Annotated in this window: 21 protein-coding genes; 12 read left to right on the top strand and 9 right to left on the bottom strand. The window is 58.5% G+C overall.

Annotation, left to right across the window (positions count from 1 at the left end):
- Positions 1-73: 73 nt before the first annotated feature.
- Positions 74-973, bottom strand: a complete 900-nt coding sequence (xerD, locus tag ABD919_RS04010; protein ID WP_345234011.1) for a site-specific tyrosine recombinase XerD — start codon at positions 971-973, stop codon at positions 74-76.
- 164 nt (positions 974-1,137) lie between these two features.
- Here xerD and aroQ point away from each other — a divergent pair, with 164 nt between their 5' ends.
- From aroQ to ABD919_RS03985, 5 genes are all read left to right on the top strand, one after another.
- Positions 1,138-1,584 (top strand): type II 3-dehydroquinate dehydratase, encoded by a 447-nt coding sequence (aroQ, locus tag ABD919_RS04005; RefSeq protein ID WP_345234009.1) that lies wholly within the window; start codon positions 1,138-1,140, stop codon positions 1,582-1,584.
- A gap of 203 nt (positions 1,585-1,787) precedes the next feature.
- The gene (locus tag ABD919_RS04000) at positions 1,788-2,855 is read left to right on the top strand and encodes an aminotransferase class V-fold PLP-dependent enzyme (protein ID WP_345234008.1); all 1,068 of its coding nucleotides are present in this window, start codon (positions 1,788-1,790) and stop codon (positions 2,853-2,855) included.
- 90 nt (positions 2,856-2,945) lie between these two features.
- Positions 2,946-3,506, top strand: coding sequence for a MarC family protein (locus tag ABD919_RS03995; protein WP_345234006.1), 561 nt, complete (start codon positions 2,946-2,948; stop codon positions 3,504-3,506).
- A gap of 95 nt (positions 3,507-3,601) precedes the next feature.
- Positions 3,602-4,075, top strand: a complete 474-nt coding sequence (gene rnhA, locus ABD919_RS03990; RefSeq protein WP_345234004.1) for a ribonuclease HI — start codon at positions 3,602-3,604, stop codon at positions 4,073-4,075.
- Positions 4,076-4,095: 20 nt separating this feature from the next.
- Complete coding sequence (locus ABD919_RS03985; RefSeq protein WP_345234002.1) at positions 4,096-4,815, top strand: tRNA1(Val) (adenine(37)-N6)-methyltransferase; 720 nt, start codon at positions 4,096-4,098, stop codon at positions 4,813-4,815.
- Positions 4,816-4,822: 7 nt separating this feature from the next.
- Here ABD919_RS03985 and ABD919_RS03980 read toward each other — a convergent pair whose 3' ends face one another.
- From ABD919_RS03980 to ABD919_RS03970, 3 genes are all read right to left on the bottom strand, one after another.
- Complete coding sequence (locus tag ABD919_RS03980; RefSeq protein WP_345234000.1) at positions 4,823-5,518, bottom strand: ABC transporter ATP-binding protein; 696 nt, start codon at positions 5,516-5,518, stop codon at positions 4,823-4,825.
- 12 nt (positions 5,519-5,530) lie between these two features.
- The gene (locus tag ABD919_RS03975) at positions 5,531-6,469 is read right to left on the bottom strand and encodes a hypothetical protein (protein ID WP_345233999.1); all 939 of its coding nucleotides are present in this window, start codon (positions 6,467-6,469) and stop codon (positions 5,531-5,533) included.
- A 67-nt stretch (positions 6,470-6,536) separates the two neighbouring features.
- The gene (locus ABD919_RS03970) at positions 6,537-7,886 is read right to left on the bottom strand and encodes a saccharopine dehydrogenase family protein (protein ID WP_345233998.1); all 1,350 of its coding nucleotides are present in this window, start codon (positions 7,884-7,886) and stop codon (positions 6,537-6,539) included.
- A 72-nt stretch (positions 7,887-7,958) separates the two neighbouring features.
- Between ABD919_RS03970 and ABD919_RS03965 the strand changes: the two genes are divergently transcribed.
- Positions 7,959-8,456, top strand: coding sequence for a cytidine deaminase (locus tag ABD919_RS03965; RefSeq protein ID WP_345233996.1), 498 nt, complete (start codon positions 7,959-7,961; stop codon positions 8,454-8,456).
- A gap of 72 nt (positions 8,457-8,528) precedes the next feature.
- A complete protein-coding gene (locus tag ABD919_RS03960) occupies positions 8,529-9,185 on the top strand; it encodes an alpha/beta hydrolase (protein ID WP_345233995.1) in 657 nt (218 codons plus the stop codon).
- 66 nt (positions 9,186-9,251) lie between these two features.
- On the opposite strand, the gene ABD919_RS03955 is transcribed toward ABD919_RS03960, so the two are convergent.
- The 4 genes from ABD919_RS03955 to ABD919_RS03940 all read right to left on the bottom strand — a co-directional run bounded on the left by ABD919_RS03955 (position 9,252) and on the right by ABD919_RS03940 (position 13,981).
- Entirely contained in the window at positions 9,252-9,998 is a 747-nt protein-coding gene (locus ABD919_RS03955; RefSeq protein ID WP_345233994.1) for an SDR family NAD(P)-dependent oxidoreductase, read from the bottom strand.
- 145 nt (positions 9,999-10,143) lie between these two features.
- The gene (gene porT / locus ABD919_RS03950) at positions 10,144-10,938 is read right to left on the bottom strand and encodes a type IX secretion/gliding motility protein PorT/SprT (RefSeq protein ID WP_345233992.1); all 795 of its coding nucleotides are present in this window, start codon (positions 10,936-10,938) and stop codon (positions 10,144-10,146) included.
- Positions 10,887-11,615, bottom strand: a complete 729-nt coding sequence (gene ubiE, locus ABD919_RS03945) for a bifunctional demethylmenaquinone methyltransferase/2-methoxy-6-polyprenyl-1,4-benzoquinol methylase UbiE (RefSeq protein ID WP_345233990.1) — start codon at positions 11,613-11,615, stop codon at positions 10,887-10,889. Before ubiE ends, porT begins: the two co-directional genes overlap by 52 nt.
- A 143-nt stretch (positions 11,616-11,758) precedes the next feature.
- Positions 11,759-13,981, bottom strand: coding sequence for an OmpA family protein (locus ABD919_RS03940; protein ID WP_345233988.1), 2,223 nt, complete (start codon positions 13,979-13,981; stop codon positions 11,759-11,761).
- A gap of 492 nt (positions 13,982-14,473) precedes the next feature.
- Between ABD919_RS03940 and yihA the strand changes: the two genes are divergently transcribed.
- The 3 genes from yihA to ABD919_RS03925 all read left to right on the top strand — a co-directional run bounded on the left by yihA (position 14,474) and on the right by ABD919_RS03925 (position 16,371).
- The gene (yihA, locus tag ABD919_RS03935; RefSeq protein ID WP_345234061.1) at positions 14,474-15,091 is read left to right on the top strand and encodes a ribosome biogenesis GTP-binding protein YihA/YsxC; all 618 of its coding nucleotides are present in this window, start codon (positions 14,474-14,476) and stop codon (positions 15,089-15,091) included.
- Positions 15,092-15,180: 89 nt separating this feature from the next.
- Positions 15,181-15,639 carry an energy transducer TonB gene (locus tag ABD919_RS03930; RefSeq protein WP_345233986.1) on the top strand — a complete coding sequence of 153 codons (459 nt, stop codon included), beginning with the start codon at positions 15,181-15,183 and terminating at the stop codon, positions 15,637-15,639.
- A 108-nt stretch (positions 15,640-15,747) separates the two neighbouring features.
- Positions 15,748-16,371: a DUF5606 family protein gene (locus ABD919_RS03925; RefSeq protein WP_345233984.1), complete on the top strand. Its 624-nt coding sequence runs from the start codon at positions 15,748-15,750 to the stop codon at positions 16,369-16,371.
- A 75-nt stretch (positions 16,372-16,446) separates the two neighbouring features.
- Here the strand turns inward: ABD919_RS03925 and fbp are convergent, their stop codons facing one another.
- Positions 16,447-17,463, bottom strand: a complete 1,017-nt coding sequence (fbp, locus tag ABD919_RS03920; protein ID WP_345233983.1) for a class 1 fructose-bisphosphatase — start codon at positions 17,461-17,463, stop codon at positions 16,447-16,449.
- 194 nt (positions 17,464-17,657) lie between these two features.
- Here fbp and ABD919_RS03915 point away from each other — a divergent pair, with 194 nt between their 5' ends.
- Both ABD919_RS03915 and ABD919_RS03910 read left to right on the top strand, forming a co-directional pair.
- Entirely contained in the window at positions 17,658-18,941 is a 1,284-nt protein-coding gene (locus ABD919_RS03915) for an aspartate kinase (RefSeq protein WP_345233981.1), read from the top strand.
- A gap of 86 nt (positions 18,942-19,027) precedes the next feature.
- A complete protein-coding gene (locus ABD919_RS03910; protein WP_345233980.1) occupies positions 19,028-19,801 on the top strand; it encodes an enoyl-CoA hydratase-related protein in 774 nt (257 codons plus the stop codon).
- Positions 19,802-19,896 lie beyond the last annotated feature (95 nt).

Genomic DNA, 19,896 nt, shown 5'->3' with positions numbered 1-19,896 from the left:
GACTTCCACTCCTCTTCTGAGGAGAGGCTCTTTGTTCTACCTATTCTCTTTATCACCACCATCGACTTATCCCCTAACTCCGCGGATGAAACTCGGTGATGACCTGACGCAGGTAGTCGCGGTCGAGGTGGGTGTAGATTTCGGTGGTGGTGATGGAGGCGTGGCCCAGCATTTCCTGCACGGCCCGCAGGTCGGCGCCGCCTTCGATGAGGTGGGTAGCGAAGGAGTGGCGCAGGGTGTGGGGGCTGATGGTTTTGCGCAGGCCGGCCTGCTCGGCTTTGTCTTTGAGCATGGTGAAGACCGTGATGCGCGAAAGCTGCCGGCCGCGCTGGCTTAAGAACACAAAGTCTTCGTGACCGGGCTTGATATCGAGGTGGCCGCGCACGCCGCTGAGGTAGAAGTTGAGGTGCTTCAGGGCCTCGCGGCCAATAGGCACAAGCCGCTCCTTGTTGCCTTTACCCAGCACTTTCATAAAGCCCTGGTCGGCGTAGATGTTAGACAGGCGCAGGTCACATAGCTCGCTTACCCGCAAGCCCGAAGAGTACAGCACTTCAAGCAAAGCTCTAGCCCGGAGGCCTTCATCGGTGCTCAGGTCGATGATGGCCAGCAGCTGCTCAATCTCGGGGTAGCTGAGGGTGTCGGGCAGGTGGCGCCCGGTTTTGGGTGCTTCCAGCGTGTCGGTGGGGTCCAGCTTCAGCAGGTCTTCCATGATGAGGAAGCTGAAGAAAGCCTTGAGACCCGACAGGATGCGGGCCTGAGAAGTAGCGCCTAGCCCCAGTCCTTCGAGCGTTGCCAGAAAGTCGCGGAGCAGGCGGGTGGTTACCTGGTCGGGGCGGGCATGCACGCGCTCGGTTATCAGAAACTGCTGCAGCTTGGTGACGTCGCGCACATAGGCATCCACCGAGTTGGGCGAAAGCGACTTCTCCAGCCGCAGGTAACCTTCAAACTGTTTTATTGCCTGGGGCCAGGTCATTTTTTAATGAGCAGTGAACAGTGAACAATGTGCAATTGCCCTGTAACAGGTCTAGCTTGCGGCTGCAAAGGTCCATTCAAAAAGGCAGACTAAGCAGTTCCTCCCGAGCCCTGCGTGCCTGTTTCAACTGCTCATTGCTCACTATTCATTGCTCATTGACTTAAATGGAAATTCTGGTTCTTAATGGCCCCAACCTCAACCTGCTGGGCCGCCGCGAGCCCACCCTCTACGGCACCCGCTCGTTCGACGACTTTTTCCCGGAGCTGCAAAGCGCTTTTCCCGACTTCGCCCTCTCCCACTTCCAGTCCAACCACGAAGGCGCGCTTATCGACAAGCTCCACGAGGTGGGCTTCACTTACCACGGCATCGTGCTCAATGCCGGCGGCTTCACGCACACCAGCGTGGCCCTGGCCGACGCCATAGCGGGCATTGCTACGCCCGTAGTGGAAGTACACCTCACCAACCTGGCGGCCCGTGAGGAGTTCCGGCAGAAAAGCCTGGTGGGGCGCTACTGCAAGGGCAGCATTGCGGGCTTTGGGCTCGAAAGCTACCGCCTCGCCGTGCAGTGGTTTCAGAATATTCAGCCCCGTCGGATGGGCTTCCGGGTCTGAGTCGTGGATTTTTTGGATTAATCGGATTCCGCGGATTTTGTAGACGATTTGCAGGCGAACTTTGTGCGCTTAGCGTTTACAGGGGTAAAAGCTTTTGCCCCTTGGTGGGCTCTCGCGCCTTTCAGAAGCCGCTGCCGCTCGTAGAGAATCGTCTGCAAAATCCGTGAAATCCGAAAAATCCGCGTCATTCCGTGGTTCAGAAAATGTACACCTTCAACCCTGGCCCTGCGGCCGTTTACCCCGCCGTTCGGCAATACCTTCAGGATGCGTTTGACCAGGGCTGGCTTTCGGCCCCGCACCGCTCCGAAAAAGTCATCAGCCTGGTTCGCCAGACTGTCGCCGACCTGAAAGTAAAGCTCAACATCCCCCAGGACTACACCGTGCTGTTTACCAGCTCGGCTACCGAGTGCTGGGAGATTCTGGCCCAAAGCCTGACGCCCCGCCGCTCGTTTCACCTCTACAATGGCGACTTTGGCCAGAAATGGCTGAAGTATGCCCAGGCCATCCGGCCCGAGAGCACCGGCCTGCAGTTTGGCCTGGAAGAGCTGCCCGATGTGGCCCGCCTGCCCTTCGGGCCCGAAGACACCGACCTCGTGTGCATCACCCAGAATGAAACCAGCACCGCTACCCAGCTGCGGGAAGGATTTATTCTGAACCTGTTCAACCGCCTTGGGGGTGCCCTGCTGGCCGTGGACGCCACCAGCAGCATGGGCGGCCTCAACCTGAAGTTCATTAAGGCTGACATCTGGTTTGCCTCGGTGCAGAAAAACTTCGGCCTGCCGGCTGGCCTGGGTATTCTGGTGCTCTCGCCCCGGGCCGTGGCCCAGGCCAAGCAGATTGGGGAGAAAGGCCACTACAACAGCCTGACAGCCATGCTGAGCCAGATGCTCAACCATCAAACCAACTATACGCCCAACGTGCTGGGCATCTACCTGCTCAGCCGCATCATGGCCGAGCGGGAGCCCATCAAAACCGTGCACCAGCACCTGGTAGACCGCGCCGAAAAGCTCTACCAGTTTTTCGAGCAGGCCACGCCCCTTACCCCGCTGGTAGCCAACTCCGAAACCCGCTCCACAACCGTCATCGGCCTGCGCGGAGAAGCGGCGCTTATCGAGGAAATCAAGCGCCGCGCCCTGGAGCAGGGCCTGCACCTGGGCAGTGGCTACGGGCCTTTAAAAAGCACTACCATCCGCATTGCCAACTTCCCCGCTGTGCCCGATGCCGCCATGGAAGCCCTGGTGCAGTTCTTCGTAAAGGAGTTTCCGGGTTGAGTTATGAATTATGAGTTATGAATTATTTGTCCGACCTGAGGCGCAAACAACTCCTAACTCATAATTCATAACTCATAACTCCCCTTACCTATGTTCTCACTTCAGCAAATCTTTTCGGTCACGCTCACGCTGTTTGCCGTGATTGATATCATCGGCTCCATTCCGATTATCATTCAGATTCGGCAGCGGGAAGGGCAGATTAAGGCCGGGCTGGCCACGGTGGTTGCCGGTGGCATTATGATAGGCTTTCTGTTTCTGGGGCAAAGCATCCTGGGCTTGTTTGGGGTAGATAACCAAAGCTTCGCGCTGGCCGGCGCCATCATCATCTTCCTCATCGGCATGGAGATGATACTGGGAATTGAGCTGTTTAAGTCGAGCAATGCTACCTCCACCGGCTCCATTGTGCCCCTGGCGTTTCCCCTCATTGTGGGGGCCGGCACCATGACCACCCTGCTTTCGCTGCGCGCCGCCTACTCCCTGCCCAACGTGCTGGTAGGCATTGTACTAAACCTGATTTTCGTGTACCTCGTGCTCAAAACCAGCCCCTGGATTGAGCGCAAGCTGGGCAAGGCCGGCGAGGATATCCTGCGCCGCGTGTTCGGCGTGATTCTGCTGGCCATTGCCATCAAGCTGTTTAAGTCAAATTTTTAAAAGGGTCTTGGGGACTTGGGGTATTAGGGTCTTGGATGTTGAATAATTCCTAAGTCTCTAAGTCCCCGAGTCCCCGAGTCCCCAAGTTCCTAACAATGATTTACCTCTACACCGACGGCTCGGCCCGCGGCAATCCGGGACCGGGCGGCTACGGCGCTATTCTGCGCTACGGGCCCCACGAGAAGGAGCTCAGCCAGGGCTACCGCCTTACCACCAACAACCGCATGGAGCTGCTGGCTGTCATTGTTGGGCTGGAGGCCGTAACCCGGCCCGAGCTGCCCATCCTGGTGGTATCCGACTCCAAGTATGTGGTGGATGCCGTGGAGAAGCGCTGGGTGTTTGGCTGGGCCAGCAAGGCTGATTTTGGCAAAAAAGCCAACGAGGACCTGTGGCGGCGCTTCCTGAAAGTGTACAAGCAGCGCAGCGTGAAGTTTCACTGGATAAAAGGCCATGCCGGCCACCCCGAAAACGAGCGCTGCGACCAGCTGGCGGTGTCCAGCGCCCTGGGCAAAGGCCTGCCCGCCGACGAAGGCTATGAGCGTATCGCAGCGGCCCAGTCGCTGCTCTAGGGCCTTGCTCCTCCCCTATCGTGGCTAACGACTACTTCCAGTTTCAGCAGTTTCGCATCGAGCAACGTCACTGCGCCATGAAGGTGAGCACCGATGCCTGCCTGCTTGGCGCGGCGGCCGACCTGCACGGGGCTACCCGCCTGCTCGACATTGGCACTGGCACCGGCCTGCTGGCTTTAATGGCGGCGCAGCGCCATTCGTCGGTGCAAATTGAAGCCATAGAGATTGATGAGGCGGCGGCCCGGCAGGCGGCCGCCAATGTGGCAGCAAGCCCCTGGGCCAGCCGCATTTGGGTGAGGGGCCTGAGCTTATCGGCTTATGCGGTGCAGCAGCCGGTGCCCTTCAGTCATATCATCTGCAACCCGCCCTTCTTCCGGCATTCCCTTCTTTCCCCGGATGCAGCACGCAGCACAGCCCGGCATGCTGGGGAAGCGTCGCTGTCGTTTGCGGAGCTGGCAGGGTTCGCGGCCGCCTACTTGCTGCCAGCTGGCAGCCTCACGGTGCTGCTGCCACCCACGGAAATGCAGGGTTTCGCCAGTGAAGCCCAGGCAGCTGGCCTGCACTTACAGGGCGAGCTGCGAGTGAGGCACCGACCGGGCGGGCGTATAACTCGCCATATCAGCCGGTTCGGGCTCACACTATCTGAACCTAGCCGGCAAGAGCTGGCTATTCAAACCGCTGGCGGAGAGTATTCGGCGGCGTTCCAGGAGCTACTGGGGGGATTTTACCTGGCTTTGTAAGGCCAAATCAGGCCAGCAGCTCCGCCAGGTGGCGCAGCTTGCCCTGGTGCATGGCATCAAGCAAGTCGGCTTCCAGGCTATGAAACTCATGGGCCAGGTAGTGCCGCTGCACCTGGCCAGCTACCAGCACCGTTACTTCATCGGCAACTTCCGTCATGGCACCCAGGATGTGGGAGGTGAGCAAAATGCCGGTGCCGCGCTGCCGAAGTTTGCGTAGTATTTCCCTCAGCAGCAGGTTGGCCTCCATATCGAGGCCATTGAAAGGCTCATCGAGGATGAGGTAGCGAAAGTCCTGCACCAGCACCGCCAGCAAAGCCAGCTTCTTGCGCATACCAGCCGAGTACTCGTCCGCGTATTGGTCGAGGGGTAGCTCCAGCAGCCGGTTCCAGCCACTGAAGTCGACCACCTTATGGCCGCGGGCCTGCAGGCAAAATTCCAGGTATTCGCGCCCGGTAAGACGGGGGTAGAAATACGGCTCGTAGGGCAGCAATCCCGTAAGCTGCCGCAACGGCTGGCCCGAGCTTTCCCGCACCGAGCCAGTAAAGCGGCTTTCCAACCCGTAAAGGCAGTTGATGAGCGTGGTTTTTCCGGCTCCATTGGCTCCTACCAGCCCGTGAATAGTTCCCGGCCGCAGGCGCAGACTAACCTCCCGCAGCACCTGCTGGCTGCCGAAAGACTTGGAAAGCTTATCAATTTCAATCATACGGCTGCGATTTTACGATGTACGCTCACCAAGCTGCTGGCGAACCCGCCGCCGGCTTTGCCAGCTTAGCCCTGCCACGGCCACAATGAGCAAGCATGGATATACCGGGTTGCCCGGCATCGTTAGCGCCACTCCTAATACCAGGGACTGCGTAAAGCGGAACTGGAGCTGGTTGGGATAAAAGGCATACTTGGCCAGAATAAGCAACGCAGCAAGGAATAGCCAGGCCAGGCCTACGGCAAAAGCACCACCTACTCCGGCTGAGCTGCTGCTCATAATCCACAGAAATGGCAGTATGGTGAGGCTCCCATAGCCAAGCCCCAGCAACAAACGCCGCCGCAGAAAGCTATTGGCGCTTGGCGCCGCAATGGCCAGCATGGTTAGCGGCTCGGCCACGGAGTAGCAGGCCAGAAATACCAGCATCCAGATTACCAGCGCTGCTACCGGCCCCAGCGGGCTCTGGTGCTGCCAGGCAGCCAGCCCCAGCAGAGCTAGCCACAACAACACGCCCCGGCTGGCCCGCATGCCACTCACCCACTCAAAGGCCTCGCTGCGAAACAAGCTGCGCGGGCGCCGGCTACTTGGGCTGCGCTCCCGCGGCGGATTGGTCCAGGCGGCCCAGGGCGCCACCACTACGGTAAGCAGGCCCGCAGCCGCCGCGCCCAAAGCAGCCATTGCCGTTGCCACCGGCAAAGCCAGCAGCCCATACTCCACGGCCAGCCAGGGCCGAAATCCCGGGGTGGTTGTCGTAAGAAAGCGCAGGGCGTCCCGCTGGCGGTGGGCACTTAGCATGAGGCCGCCCATTACTACCGGCACCGCCCACTGGCCCTGCGGGTGCCGGGCAGCCCGGCCCAGTGCATTGCCAATGACTATCAGCAGCATGGCCCCCAGGATAAGCAGCCGCAACCAGCCTATCTCGCGCAGCTGCCGGCCCAGGGTGAGGCAGCGCATCCATAAATAAGCCCGTAATGCTAGCATATGCGGCCATCAACGACTGGGTTGGTCTGGTATTGCCCGGCTAGGCCATGGCTTCCTCCTCGTGAAAATGGATGGCGTAGTCCTGCGCCAGCTCGTCGAGAATGGGCTCGTACAAGTCGGCCTGCACCGGAATGACAACTCCGCGCTGCGTAAGCAGCCCTTGGGCCAGTCGGCGCACGGCCATGCCCAGCGGAAGGCCAACGGTTTTGGCCATGGCGGTGTGCGTGGCATCGTCGCCCTTCACCGTCAGCGACGACGTCAGGCGGTGCTGCTGCCCATTTAGCTCGAAGTCGAACAGGTGCTGCATCACAATCAGGTCATGGTCGTGGGGCTGCAGGGCCCACTTCTCGGTCAGCAGGCGCTCCAGAAGCTGGGCCGGGGTGGCATTGGCCATTCCCACGGGGCGCTCCGAAAACAAGCCCAGCCAGTTCAGGCGGCCCATTACCTCCCCGGCGGGGTCGAGGCCCAGATAGGTGGCCAGGCGCAGCGGCAGCTCCAGCTGCTGGGTGGTGGCGGGCAGATAGGCTTCTACCAGCTCCTGCCAGGTCATGGTTTCGGGGTTATCGAGCTTCACGGTGTCGTCGGTGAGGCCCAGCCGTACCAGGGCATGCCAGGCGGCACAGTAGCCCGGGCGGCGCAGGGTGCCGCGCAGAATGGTCGGAATATCATCCAGCCCATACGGCGCCCGGTAGCTCAGGGAGTCGCGGTTGGCATAGCCTTCGTAGTCGCCATACCCGGGCACGGTCAGGGTTTCGGTACGGGCAAACAGCTGCTGGTAAGGGATAAAGCGGGGGTGGCCTTTTTCCAGGTACTTGGCCGTGCTTTGCCCGGCCAGCACCACGTTGCGGGGGTTCCAGGTAAACTTATACTGCCAGGGGTTGTCGGCCTCGGCCTCCGGCGCCAGCAAACCGCCGCAGTACGACTTAAAAGAAGTAAGCCGGCCACCGCGGGCCCGGATGTGCTCAATGGCCCGCATGGCCGACATATGGTCCAGGCCGGGGTCCAGCCCGCACTCCATCAGGATGGTGATATCCGCTGCAATGGCCTGTTCGTGCAGGTCCCGGATTTCGGGGCTTACATAGCTGGCCGTGGCCAGGTGCCGGCCGTGCTGCACGCAGGCCTGCGCTACCAGCGGGTGAAACAGGGCCGGCAGCATGGAGATGACAATGTCGGCCTCGCCGACGAGGCTGCTCAGCAATTTTTCGTTTTCAATAGCAAAGGGCACCACCCGGGCATAGGCGCTGTGAGCAGCCAGCACAGGTGCCAGATGGGCCGGATTAACGTCGGCCACGGTCAGAAACCAGCTTTCGGTGGGCGCGTAACGGAGGAGGTACTCAATGAGGGACGAGGCCGAGCGGCCGGCTCCAAGTAGTAAAAGGCGGGAAGTCATGGGGCAAAAGTAAGCCGACCCTCGCGCCAATTCCGCTATTTGCCTACCTTCGCCGCCCCTATCCCACTCTGCATGGCACTTCACCCGCGCACGCTGCATCTTTCTTACGACGAGCTGGACTCAGTTCAGGACCTTAGCCCGGCCGAGCTGGCGACGTGGCAGGCCGCCCGTACCGCTACGGACCACGCCTATGCGCCTTACTCCGGCTACCACGTGGGCGCCGCCTTGCTCCTAGCCGATGGCAGCATCTTCCAGGGTACAAACCAGGAGAACGCAGCCTACCCTTCCGGGCTTTGTGCCGAGCGCACGGCCCTGTTTGGCCTGGCGGCTGCCCACCCCGGCCATGCTCCCATCGTGGGCATGGCGGTTGCGGCGCGCCCGGCCCAGGGCGAGTTCGGGGCCGCCCTGCCCTGTGGCGCCTGCCGCCAGGTGATGCTGGAGTACGAAGCCCGGCAAAAGCGCGCTATTCCCCTGCTGCTCCCCGGCCGCCAGAACACCATTCTGCGCTTCCGCTCCCTGGCCGATTTGATGCCTTTCAACTTCTCGGCCGACGACCTCCCCGCCGTATAAGCTGCTCCACCACTAAGGCTAACCCAGCGCATATTGCGGCCCGGGGCTCTGTGCTGCGCATTCGTATTGCTCATGACTGAACATCATTTTGCCGTGCGCCGCACGGCGCGCTATTACCAGCTGGGCGAGCTCCGGCCCGCTACGCGCGAACTATGGGTGGTATGCCACGGCTACGGGCAGCTGGCTTCTTATTTCAGCCGCCATTTTGCCTTTCTCGTCGAAAACGACCCGCAAACGGTCGTAGTAGCTCCCGAGGGCCTCTCCCGCTTTTACCTGAACGGCACCAGTGGCCGGGTTGGCGCTTCCTGGATGACCCGTGAGGACCGGTTAACGGAAATTCAGGACCACATTGCCTTCCTCAATCAGCTACTTGACTCCCTATTAACGCAGTGCGCCGCTGATGTAAAAATTACTGTTCTGGGCTTTTCCCAGGGCACGGCTACCATTAGCCGCTGGCTGGTCCAGCCCGGGCGCCACTGGCCACTGCATAAGCTGGTATTGTGGGCCGGCAGCTTTCCCGAAGATATTGCGCCCGACGCCGCCCAAGCCCTGCTCAGTGCCCAACCGGTTACGCTGGTATGTGGCCGGCAAGATGAGTACATCAGCCCGGAAAAGCTGCTGCAGCAAGCCGACACCCTGCGCCACCTTGGCGCGTCCCTGTCGCTGCGGCAGTTCGATGGCGGCCACGAGCTAAACCGTGAGGTTCTGCAACAGCTGGCCAACAAGTAAAAACAGCACACAGCCGGCTCTTCTCAATTCCCAGAGAAGCGACATTAATCAATACCTTTTACCTAATTACTTCCTCAGGATAGTGGTAGCCGCACTCTGTGCGCCGGCCAGCACCAGCACTTCGGCAATGGTGACGTGCGGTGGCCGCGTTACCATAAAGGCAATAATCTCAGCTACGTCTTCGGGCCGCAGAGGCTCGAAGCCTTGATATACCTTCGCTGCCCGTTCGGCATCGCCCTTGAAGCGCACCTGCGAAAACTCTGTCTCCACCGCGCCGGGGTTTACCTCGGCCACCTTAATGCCGGCAGGCAGCAAATCCAGCCGCATGGTTTTGGTAAGCATGGCTACGGCCGCCTTGGAGGCGCAGTACACATTGCCATTGGCATAAGCCTCCTGCCCGGCTATGGAGCCCACATTGACGATAAAGCCCGTTTGGCGGGCCGTCATACCCGGCAGCAGGGCGTGCGTCACGTTAAGGAGCCCACGTACGTTAGAGTCCAGCATCTGGTCCCAGTCGCTGGGGTCGCCGGCCTGAATCGGATTAAGGCCGTGGGCACCACCGGCGTTGTTTACCAGCACATCGACGGCCTGAAATGCGAGTGGCAGCGCCGCCACGGCCACGCTAACAGCTCCCCGGTCGCGAACGTCAAACACCAGAACGTGAACCGGAACCGGGGCCAGCTCTGCAGCCAGCGCATCCAGCCGCTCGCGCCGGCGCCCGGCCACCACCAGTTGAAACCCGGCTGCCGCCAGCGCCACGGCGGTAGCCCGCCCTATGCCCGACGATGCGCCAGTAATAAATGCTGTTTTCATTATCGGGGTCTTGGGTACTTAGAGACTCTGGGGGTGGGGCTTTGGTATTGGCAGCTTATGGTGCTTCGAATGCCGCCAGAACACAAACCTTAGAAGTCTATCTGTGTGCTAAGCCTCCAAGACCCAATTTCCCAAAGCCTCCAAATCAGTTTTGAATATTGATGTACAGCGTCACCGCGTTGGTGCGCAGGCTTTGCAGGCTACGGCTGAAGATGTCGCTGCGGTTTATCAGAATGTTGCCCAGGCCATGCGAAAAACGCAGCTCCGGAGCAAATTTGAACAACGGATAGAACAGGTCCAGCCCCACGCCATACTCAATGGTCAGGTCTGAATCTGTCACGCGCAGCACGTTGCGCAAGCCGTCATCCCGGCGGTTGCCCACTGTCAGGTTGGGGCTGATGCCTGCAATCATGTAGGCCCGGGTGTTGCGTCGGCGGTCCGACTGGTATTTCAACAGCACCGGAAACTGCAATACCGTGGACGTTATTTCCTGGGTTACAACGGAATCGGGCGCAGGATAGCCGCTAGATTCAAACTCTACCCGCCGTGAGGAGAAGAGCACTCCCGGCGCGAAGCGCAGGATAAAGGGCGACTTGGGTCCTCCCAGCCGGGCATCGCCAATAAGCCCCACACCGAAGCTTGGGCTCACGATGGAATTGGCCGTAACCTGCTTGGTGTCGATGTAATACTGCGACTGCTCCAGCATAAAGCGGGTGCCGCTAAAAGCCAGGTACAAGCCGGGATGAAACCACCGGTCATCGTAGGCTGGCAGGTTGTTTACCGTAATGCCGGTGACTTTGCCTTTGCGGGAGCGTTCTGCTTCGCGTTGCGCGTGGGCAGTGCCAGGGAACAGACCAGCTACGAAAATGCCCAGTACCGCCAGCCGCTTTAGTTGTGGGCGGTGTAGATGGAGCTGATGCCAAAAGTTAGGGGTTGCCATGCAGGTTCTTTAAAGCCAACCTTGGTCAGAATCGCCAGAAAGTCGGGGCCGTCGGGGAAAGCCTGCACCGATTCGGGCAGGTAGGAATAAGCCGCCTGGTCCTTGGAAATCATCTTTCCAAACACCGGCAGCACCCGGCGGAAATAAAAATTATACGCTTGTTTGAGGGGAAAGGCTGTAGGCTTGCTGAACTCGAGTATCACCAGCTTGCCACCGGGCCGCAGCACCCGCTGCATTTCGGCCAGCCCGCGCTCTAGATGTTCGAAGTTGCGCACGCCAAACGAAGCCGTCACGGCATCGAATTCGCCATCTTTAAACGGCAGATTTTCCGAATCGCCCAGCTCCAGCCGAATCCGGTGCCCCAGGCCTTTATCGGCCAGCTTGCGGCGCCCTACCTCCAGCATGCCTTCCGATATATCCACTCCGGTTACCTGCGCATCCGGCGCTGCGGCCCGCAACGTCTCGATGGCAAAGTCAGCGGTACCCGTAGCAATATCCAGGATGCGTGCCGGTCGCAGGGCTTTCAGCTCATCCACCGCTTTGCGCCGCCAGTAGATGTCGGTGCCGGCACTGAGAAAGTGGTTGAGAAAATCGTACTTGCCCGCGATGCTGTTGAACATCTGGGCTACCTGCGACTTTTTGTCGGCAGAATTGTCTTTGTAGGGTACTACGGCCATATGCGAAAGCAAAGAACGGAAGTGGCGCGGGAAAATTGTGTTAGCCTAACGCCCACACAGCTCAGAATGTTGGCTGCTTCAGGTAAAAGAAAAACGGGCCGGACATAATGCCCGGCCCGTTCAGCTACTTAGCGCAAGCGCGATTAGTCAACCTTGGTTTTTACTTTGGTTTTTTCGCCGCTGGCATCTTTCATTTTAGCATCCAGCTCGCCGTTCTTCATCTTGGTTTTCGACTCCGAGCCGTTCGGGCCTTCGGTCTTCACCTTAATCTTGTCAGAGTCCTCATCCACCTTGATTTTCACCTTGGTGCCGTCGGCCATCTTCACCTTGCTTTTGCCAGGAGCCAGCTTGGAGCCACCAGACGTGCCGGCTGCACCAGTGCCAGTGCCCATACCAGCGCCGGTAGCACCAGCGCCTTTGCCGGCTCCGGTAGTGCCCGTGCCCATGTTGAGCACCGGCATTCTCTCACCCTCTTTCAGGATGATGCGGAACTCGTCACGACGATTGAGCTGCATGTTCTCCGGCGAATCGTTGGGAGCAGCCGGACGGCGCTCACCGTAGCTAACCGTCGCCATGCGGGTCTGGGTAATGCCTTGCTTCTTCAGGAAGTTGTAAGCTGCCTGGGCACGGTTCTGACCCAGCACCATGTTGTACTCGTCGGTATTGCGCGAGTCGCAGTGGCCCTCAATCGAGATGTTAACCCCGGGGTTGGCCTTCAGGATGCGGGCCAGGTTGTTCAGCTCGCGAATCGACTCCGGACGCAGGTTGTACTTGTCGGTATCGAAGTAGATGTTCTTGAAGCGGTTGCCGGCAATATTCGTCGTGTCGATGTAGTCCACGTAGAAGTTCTTCACGATGGTCGTGGTGTCGTTGGTCGACACGGGCACCGCAAACTCCTGCGTTTCAATGTTCTTACCATCCTTGCTCACTGCCACCTGATAGGTACGGCCCGAAAGTACCGTAACCCGGTAGTCGCCGTTGGGCGCCTTGGTCACGTCGCGGAAGCTGATGGCCGTTTTGTCGGCCTGCGTGCCGCTGAACACCAGCTCCGCACCGGGGATGGTGGAAGTGCTGTCGCGCTTCGAGAACACCTGACCTTTGATGATGGCGTTCTTGATGTAGTTGATGGTGTAGATGTCCTTTTCGCCATAGCCACCGAGGCGGTAGCTGCTCAGGTAGGCATACGAGCCATCGGGGCTCAGGCGGTAGTAGGAGTCATCATCGGGCGAGTTGATGGGGTAACCCATGTTCTCGGCCCGGCTCCACTTGCGGCCAATGCTGTCCCAGCGCGACTTAAAGATGTCGTACCCGCCCATGGTGTTGTGGCCGCGCGAAGAGAAGTACAGCGTTTTGCCATCGCGGCTCAGATACGGGCTGTCGTCGTCGTACTTGGTGTTGATATTACCACCCAGTGACTTGGCCGGGCCCCAGTCGCCGCCGGGCTGACGGGTAGAGTAGTACAGGTCCAGGGTGCCATCTTCCGAATAGCGACCGGTCGAGAAGTACAGCGTCAAGCCATCGGGAGTAATGAAAGCATCCGACTCGAAGGCATTCGAGTTTATGTTGCCATTGAGCCGGGTAGGCGCAGTCCAGTCACCGCCCGTTTTCTCAGTCATAAAGATGTCGCCGTTGTTATCGTTCCGATACAGCAGCATCTTGGTGTCGTTGTCAAACACCTGAATGGAAGCGTCGTGGCCTTTGCCGTTCAGCACACCGCTCAGCGAGCGGGGCTTCTCCCAGTTATCAGCGTCAATGCGGCGGGTCTCGAAGATGTCTTCGTAGTATTCACCGTCGGCAGCGATGCTTTTGTTTTTCTTGCCGCTGGCGTTACCAGATGCCCCCGTTACGTTTTCGCCACGGGAAGTAAACAACAGCAGCTTGTCGTCGGCCGAAATCACGGGGCTGTGCTCCGAGTACTGCGTGTTTACGGTGGGGCCCAGGTTTTTCAGCACTACATCCTTGGGCGAGTTAAACTGCACCTTGGCGTTTTTGCTGTATTGAATCAGCTGGGCCAGCTCTTCCTTGCGCTGGTCATTTTTCTTCAGCGTGGCATTGTAGGCCTGGTAGTGGGCAATGGCCTCGTCGAAGTTGAAGTTGAGGTGGTCGACACGACCAAGCCAGTACTCCACGTCTTTCGAAACCTTCGGCTTAATTTTTTGCGCCTTGTAGATGTAGTCGCTGGCTTTTTCTTTGTCGAACGACATGTAGGCAATGCCGGCGTTAAACAATGCTTTGGCATTGTTGGGGTCCTTGGCCAGCACCTTCTCGTAATAAGGAATAGAAGCGCGGTAATTTTCCTGCTCGAAGAACTTGTTGCCGGTTTTGAGGTCCTTTCGCGCACTTTGAGCTGCGGCAGGAGAAGCCACAGCAGCGGTGAGAGCAACAGCGCACGACACTTGCAGTAACCTTCTGGATAAGTTGTCCATTGGAGGAGGGTTTTGAGAAAAAGAAATTTCTGAAGGGTTTTGTAGGAGGACGATATCCCAGACGGGAGTGCAGCACCGAAATGCTTTATGGTGGCTTATACTGAAAAAAAGCGGCAGGGTTAGGGTTCTACCTAGCCTGTAGCGCATTTTGGGCTAAACACAGCCACTTTTTGCATGGCAAGCCCAGCCATCGCCAGTAGCTGCGGCGGGCAAAGATATGTTTTTTGAATGTTGAAAGTGTTTTTCAGGTAAGAATAAACTACAAGGGGAAGCAGGCGTACAGAGAAAATGCCTGTAAAATGCGGTAAGCAAGCCGCGCAAATATAGAAGCGCCTGCCAAATTGCAATTCGTTTCTAATTTTTTAGTTGGCTATCCATCCTTTTTCTAATGGTATTTTTGCTGGCGCCTTTGCCAGTCCTTTTTATAAAACCATGCTGATTCGTGATGCCCGCTTTTTGACCAGCAACACCCGGGTTGAGCTTTGCCCAGCTCCTATCCTACCGGAATATGCCTTTATTGGGCGCTCCAATGTGGGAAAATCATCACTCATTAATATGCTTGTTAGCCGGCAGGGATTGGCTAAAACTTCGGCTTCACCAGGTAAAACACAGCTCATCAACCATTTTCTAATTAATGAAAATTGGTATTTGGTTGACTTGCCCGGCTATGGCTATGCGAAAGTGAGTAAAGTGGCCCGTGCCGAATGGGGGCGAATGATTAATTATTATTTGCGCAAGCGCGAAAATCTGGCTTGCGTATGTGTGTTAATCGATTCCCGCCACCCTCCCCAGGCCGTAGACCTCGACTTTATGGAAAAGCTGGGAGTGGAGGGCATCCCATTTGTAATTATTTTTACAAAGGCCGACAAACAATCGGCTGCCCAGACCCGGGAATTAATTTCCAGCTATTTGCGCAAGCTCAGCGAGAGCTGGGACGAGCTGCCCCGCCACTTTCTTACTTCTTCCGAAACCGGACAAGGACGCGAAGAAGTGCTAGCCTTCATAGATGACGTAAACCGGCAATGGGCACAAGCGGACGCGAATGCGTAGATTGGCCCTTTAATTGCAAGCGCCGGGCGGCTTTGGCCCCCCTGCACTACTCCTCTCCCTCGTCACAACTTCAACCACCCCTACTATTTATGTTTAAGAACTCATTATCGCTGCTGGCCCTGGGCCTGCTGCTGGCTGCGGCTGCCCCCGCCGTAGCTCAAACCGCTCCTAACACCAAGCCGGCGGCTCCCAGCCAGGCTGAAAAAGGCACGGGCACGGGCACTATCACCAAGACGATTCCGGTAGCGGAATACTACGAAGGCGGACAGGAAGCCATGTACGACTTCATTGCCAAGGAGTTGAAGTACCCGCTTCTGGCCAAGCGCAACCGCATTCAGGGTACCTGTATCGTAAGCTTCACCCTGGCCGAAGACGGCACCATGCAGGGCGTGAAGCTGGTGAAGCAGGTAGGTGGCGGCACCGGCGAGGAAGCCCTGCGCGTGGTACGTCTGCTGAAATTCAAAAAGCCCGAGTACCCCATTCTGACCAGCCTGCCCATCAGCTTCAAGCTGGGCGTGACTGGCTCCAACGCCACCGAAGGTCAGTAAAGCGTACTTTTGTAATGAGGAGTGAGGAATGAGGAATGAAGGTCTGCTGTGGCAGCCGGCATTCTTCATTTCTCATTCCTCATTCTTCATTCCATTTCCCTTCTTAAGATGCCTTACGAACTACAAGAGCTGGCCGCTATCAGCGGCATGCCCGGCCTCTACCGCCTGATTCGCGCCGCCCGTCATGGTGTGCTGGTGGAATCACTGGACGAACGCGCAACCCGCTCCCTGGCGCCGGCCCGCAACCGGGTGTCGCTGCTATCGGAAATCTCCATCTATACCCAGGACCCCGACCAGACGGTACCCCTTACGGAGGTATTCGAGCGCATTCATCAGCAGCACGGACAAGAGCTGGCCATCACGGCTAAGTCGAGCGAAGCCGACCTGACGTCATTCATGGCCGCCGTGATTCCGGACTACGACCGGGACCGGGTGTACCTGTCCGATATCAAGAAGCTGGCCAGCTGGTACGGCATCGTTAGCAAGCACCTGCCTTACCAGGAAACGGCCACCGCCGCCAAAGCCGAAGAAGCCGCTACCGATGCTTCGGCCGAGACGGCTGAGGACGAAGCCCAGAAAGCCAAGCGTAAGAGCAGCAAGAAAACCGAGGAGCCCGCTCCCGGCGAGCCCCTCAGCACGGGCGGAGTTATTGCCGAGCAAGACCCCGATGCGGAAGCTGCTGGCAACCCCGAGGCGGCAGCTTCTAAGAAAAGCCGCAAGAAAGCCGAGTAGGCTTCTTTACGCAGCATAAAAAAGTCCCCCGTGTAAACGGGGGACTTTTTTTATTCAAAGCCGGGGCCTGCCTTGCTAGGCTACCACAGCTTCCTTCTCCTTGGTGAGGAAAGCCTCGGCTTTCTCTACCAGCTCTTTGCTACCGATGAAAACCGGGCAGCGCTCGTGGGGAGTGTTGGGCTCAATTTCCATGGTGCGCTGGAAGCCATTGGAGCTCTTGCCACCGGCTTGCTCAACAATAAATGCCAGCGGATTGCACTCGTACATAAGGCGCAGTTTGCCCTGCGGGCCCTTAGCCGTGGCCGGGTAGATGTAGATACCGCCCTTGAGCAGGTTGCGGTGAAAGTCGGCTACCAGGGAGCCGATGTAGCGGGCCGAGAACTTGTTGTCTTTGCAATCCTTCACGAAGGCCGCTACTCCCGGCGAGAACGACTCTGAGCTTCCCTCGTTGATGGAATAGATGTTGCCGGTCTGGGGGGTGGTGATGTCGGGGTGGGAAAGGAAAAACTCTCCCAGGGAAGGCTCATAGGTAAAGCCATTAACGCCATTCCCCGTGGTGTACACCATCATGGTGCTGGAGCCGTAGATGACATAGCCGGCGGCCACCTGGTGGGTGCCAGGCTGCAGGCAGTCGGCACTGGTGCCTTCGCGGCCAGTGGGTGACACCCGGCGGTAGATGCTGAAGATGGTGCCGATGCTGACGTTGACGTCGATGTTGCTGGAGCCATCGAGCGGGTCGATGGCCACCACGTACTTGCCCTGGTTGTTGCCGGTCTGAATCATCTCCTCGTCTTCTTCGGAAATGATGGTGCAAACCTCCCCGCCGTTGCGCAGGGCGCGGATAAAGCGGATGTTGGCAATAACGTCGAGCTTTTGCTGGTCTTCGCCCTGCACGTTGCGGTTGCCATAGGCACCGGCAATGTCGATGAGGCCAGAGCGGTTGATTTCGCGGTTTACGATTTTAGCAGCGAGGGCAATGTCGCGCAGCAGCTGCGACAGCTCCCCGGTAGCGTAGGGGAAGTCTTCCTGCTTGCGCATGATAAAGCGGTCGAGGGTGGTGCCGACCGGCAGGGCCAGTTTGTTGTGGTCCATAAAGGATATTAAGTGGGACAGCGGGATGCAAATTTACCTCCTTATTATCTAGCAACCTACTACCAGCCCGCGAACCTGCAAACGATTGTGGTCAGGCAGGCATTTGGTGCCGGCTGGGTTTTCGCATTGGCTCAGGCGTACCGAGCAGGTCAAAAAATAGGCCTTTCCACCGGGTCTGCCTACTTTTGGGGCCTATGAGTGAGTTGACTGACCTGCAGGTCTACAAATTCGGCGGGGCATCGGTGAAAGATGCGGCCGCTATCCGCAATCTGCGCAGCATTGTAGTTGACCATGCTGGCGGCCGTCCCTTGCTGATTGTGGTGTCGGCCATGGGCAAGACCACCAATGCCCTGGAGGAGCTGTTCGGGCTGGCATACGACGGGCTGGATTATGCCCTGCCGTTGGCTGCGCTGCAAAATTTCCATCTGAGCGTAGCCGCGGAGCTGGACATGGCCATCAGCACCCGGCAGCTGCCGGATAGCGGCACGCCCCTGGCTCCTACCCTGCCCGAGCTGCTCACCGAGCTGGCCGACCGCCTGGCTACCGTGGGGCAAGGCGACTATGACCGGCAGTATGACCAGATAGTAAGCTACGGCGAGCTGCTGGCCACGCGCATTGTGGCGCATGCCCTGGAGGCGCAGTGGGTAGACTGCCGCCCGCTGATACGAACCGACCACAGCTGGCGGGAAGGCCGCCTCGACTGGCCAACCACCGAACGCAACGTGCGCGCAGCCTTGCCGCTCCTGCTGGCCACTGGCCCGGTAGTAACCCAAGGCTTTCTGGGCGGAACCGCCGGGGGCGCAACCACTACCCTGGGCCGCGAAGGGTCCGACTACACAGCGGCGATTTTCGCTTATTGCCTGCGGGCCGAATCGGTAACCATCTGGAAGGATGTGGCCGGCCTGTTGAATGCCGACCCCAAAATCTTTGCAGATACGGTGCGCTACCCCGAAATCAGCTACCGCGAAACCATTGAGATGGCGTATTACGGGGCGTCGGTTATTCACCCCAAAACCCTGAAGCCGCTGGCCGACCGCAGGATTCCGCTGCGCGTGAAGTCGTTTGTGGACCCGGCTGCTGAAGGCACCATTATTCATGAATGCCAGCACCCGCTGCTGGCGCCGGCTTTTATCCGCAAAACCGACCAGTGCCTGGTTTCCTTCGAGAGCAAGGACTTCGCGTTTATCAACGAGGAAAACCTGGAGGTGATTTTCGGTGCCCTGGCGCAGGCCCGGCTTAAGATAAACGTGATGCAGAACTCGGCCATCAGCTTTTCGGTGTGCACCGACTTTTCGGAGCGGCGCATTGCCCGGCTGCTGGAGCTGCTGCGCGAACAGTTTACCATGTACTACAACACCGGGCTGACCCTGTTCACCATCAAGAACTACGACGCAAGCAGTGTGGCGCGGCTGACGGAAGGCAAAAAGCTTTTGCTGGAGCAGCGTACGCGGAGCACGTTTCAGTTTGTCTGCAAGTAGTGCGGGCTTTTAGTCTGTGCTACTTGCTTTTCGCTTGAATCATTAACTACTGTTCATTCGCGGCCTGAAAGTCCGCGCTCCCTCTTATGGAATTCATCCTCGTCAGCCCCCAGGCCCGTCCCGGCGTTGCCCTCATTCAACTCAACCGACCCAAGGAGCTCAATGCCCTCAACCTGCAGCTGATGGGTGAAATCCGCGATGCGCTCAAGCAGCTGGACGAAGACGACGAAGTACGCGTGGTGATTATTACGGGCAATGAGCGGGCCTTTGCGGCCGGGGCCGACATCAAGCAGATGGCCGGCAAAACGGCCGTGGACATGCTCATCACCGACCAGTTCTCGACCTGGGACCAGATTCGCAAGTTCAAAAAGCCGCTAATCGGGGCGGTGTCGGGCTTTGCCCTGGGTGGCGGCTGCGAGTTGGCCATGACCTGCGATATGCTGGTAGCCTCGGAGACGGCCCAGTTTGGGCAGCCGGAAATCAAAATCGGCACCATGCCCGGCGCCGGTGGTACGCAGCGCCTGACCCGGGCCGTGGGCAAAGCCAAAGCCATGGAAATGGTGTTGACCGGCGAGTTTATCCCGGCCCAGGAGGCCCACCGCGTGGGCCTGGTAAACCGCGTGGTGCCCGTGGGCCAGTACCTGGAAGAAGCCTACCGCCTGGCCGCCAGCATCGCTGCCATGAGCCCGGTAGCTGCCCGCCTGGCGAAAGAATCCGTAAACCGGGCCTTCGAAACCCACCTCGACGAAGGCCTGCACTTCGAGCGGAAAAACTTCTACCTCACCTTCGCTTCCGAAGACCAGAAAGAAGGCATGGCCGCTTTCGTAGAAAAGCGCAAACCAGACTTCAAGGGGCGGTAGGCGCCTTCAATTAAAAATTGACAATCAAAAGTCTGGCCGCTCAGGTAGCCAGGCGTTTGATAACCTGCCCAGCACCTCAATTTTTAATTCATAAT

The organism is Hymenobacter saemangeumensis (assembly GCF_039541835.1).
GTDB classification, from domain to species: domain Bacteria; phylum Bacteroidota; class Bacteroidia; order Cytophagales; family Hymenobacteraceae; genus Hymenobacter; species Hymenobacter saemangeumensis.
This window is presented reverse-complemented; position numbering and strand designations above follow the sequence as displayed.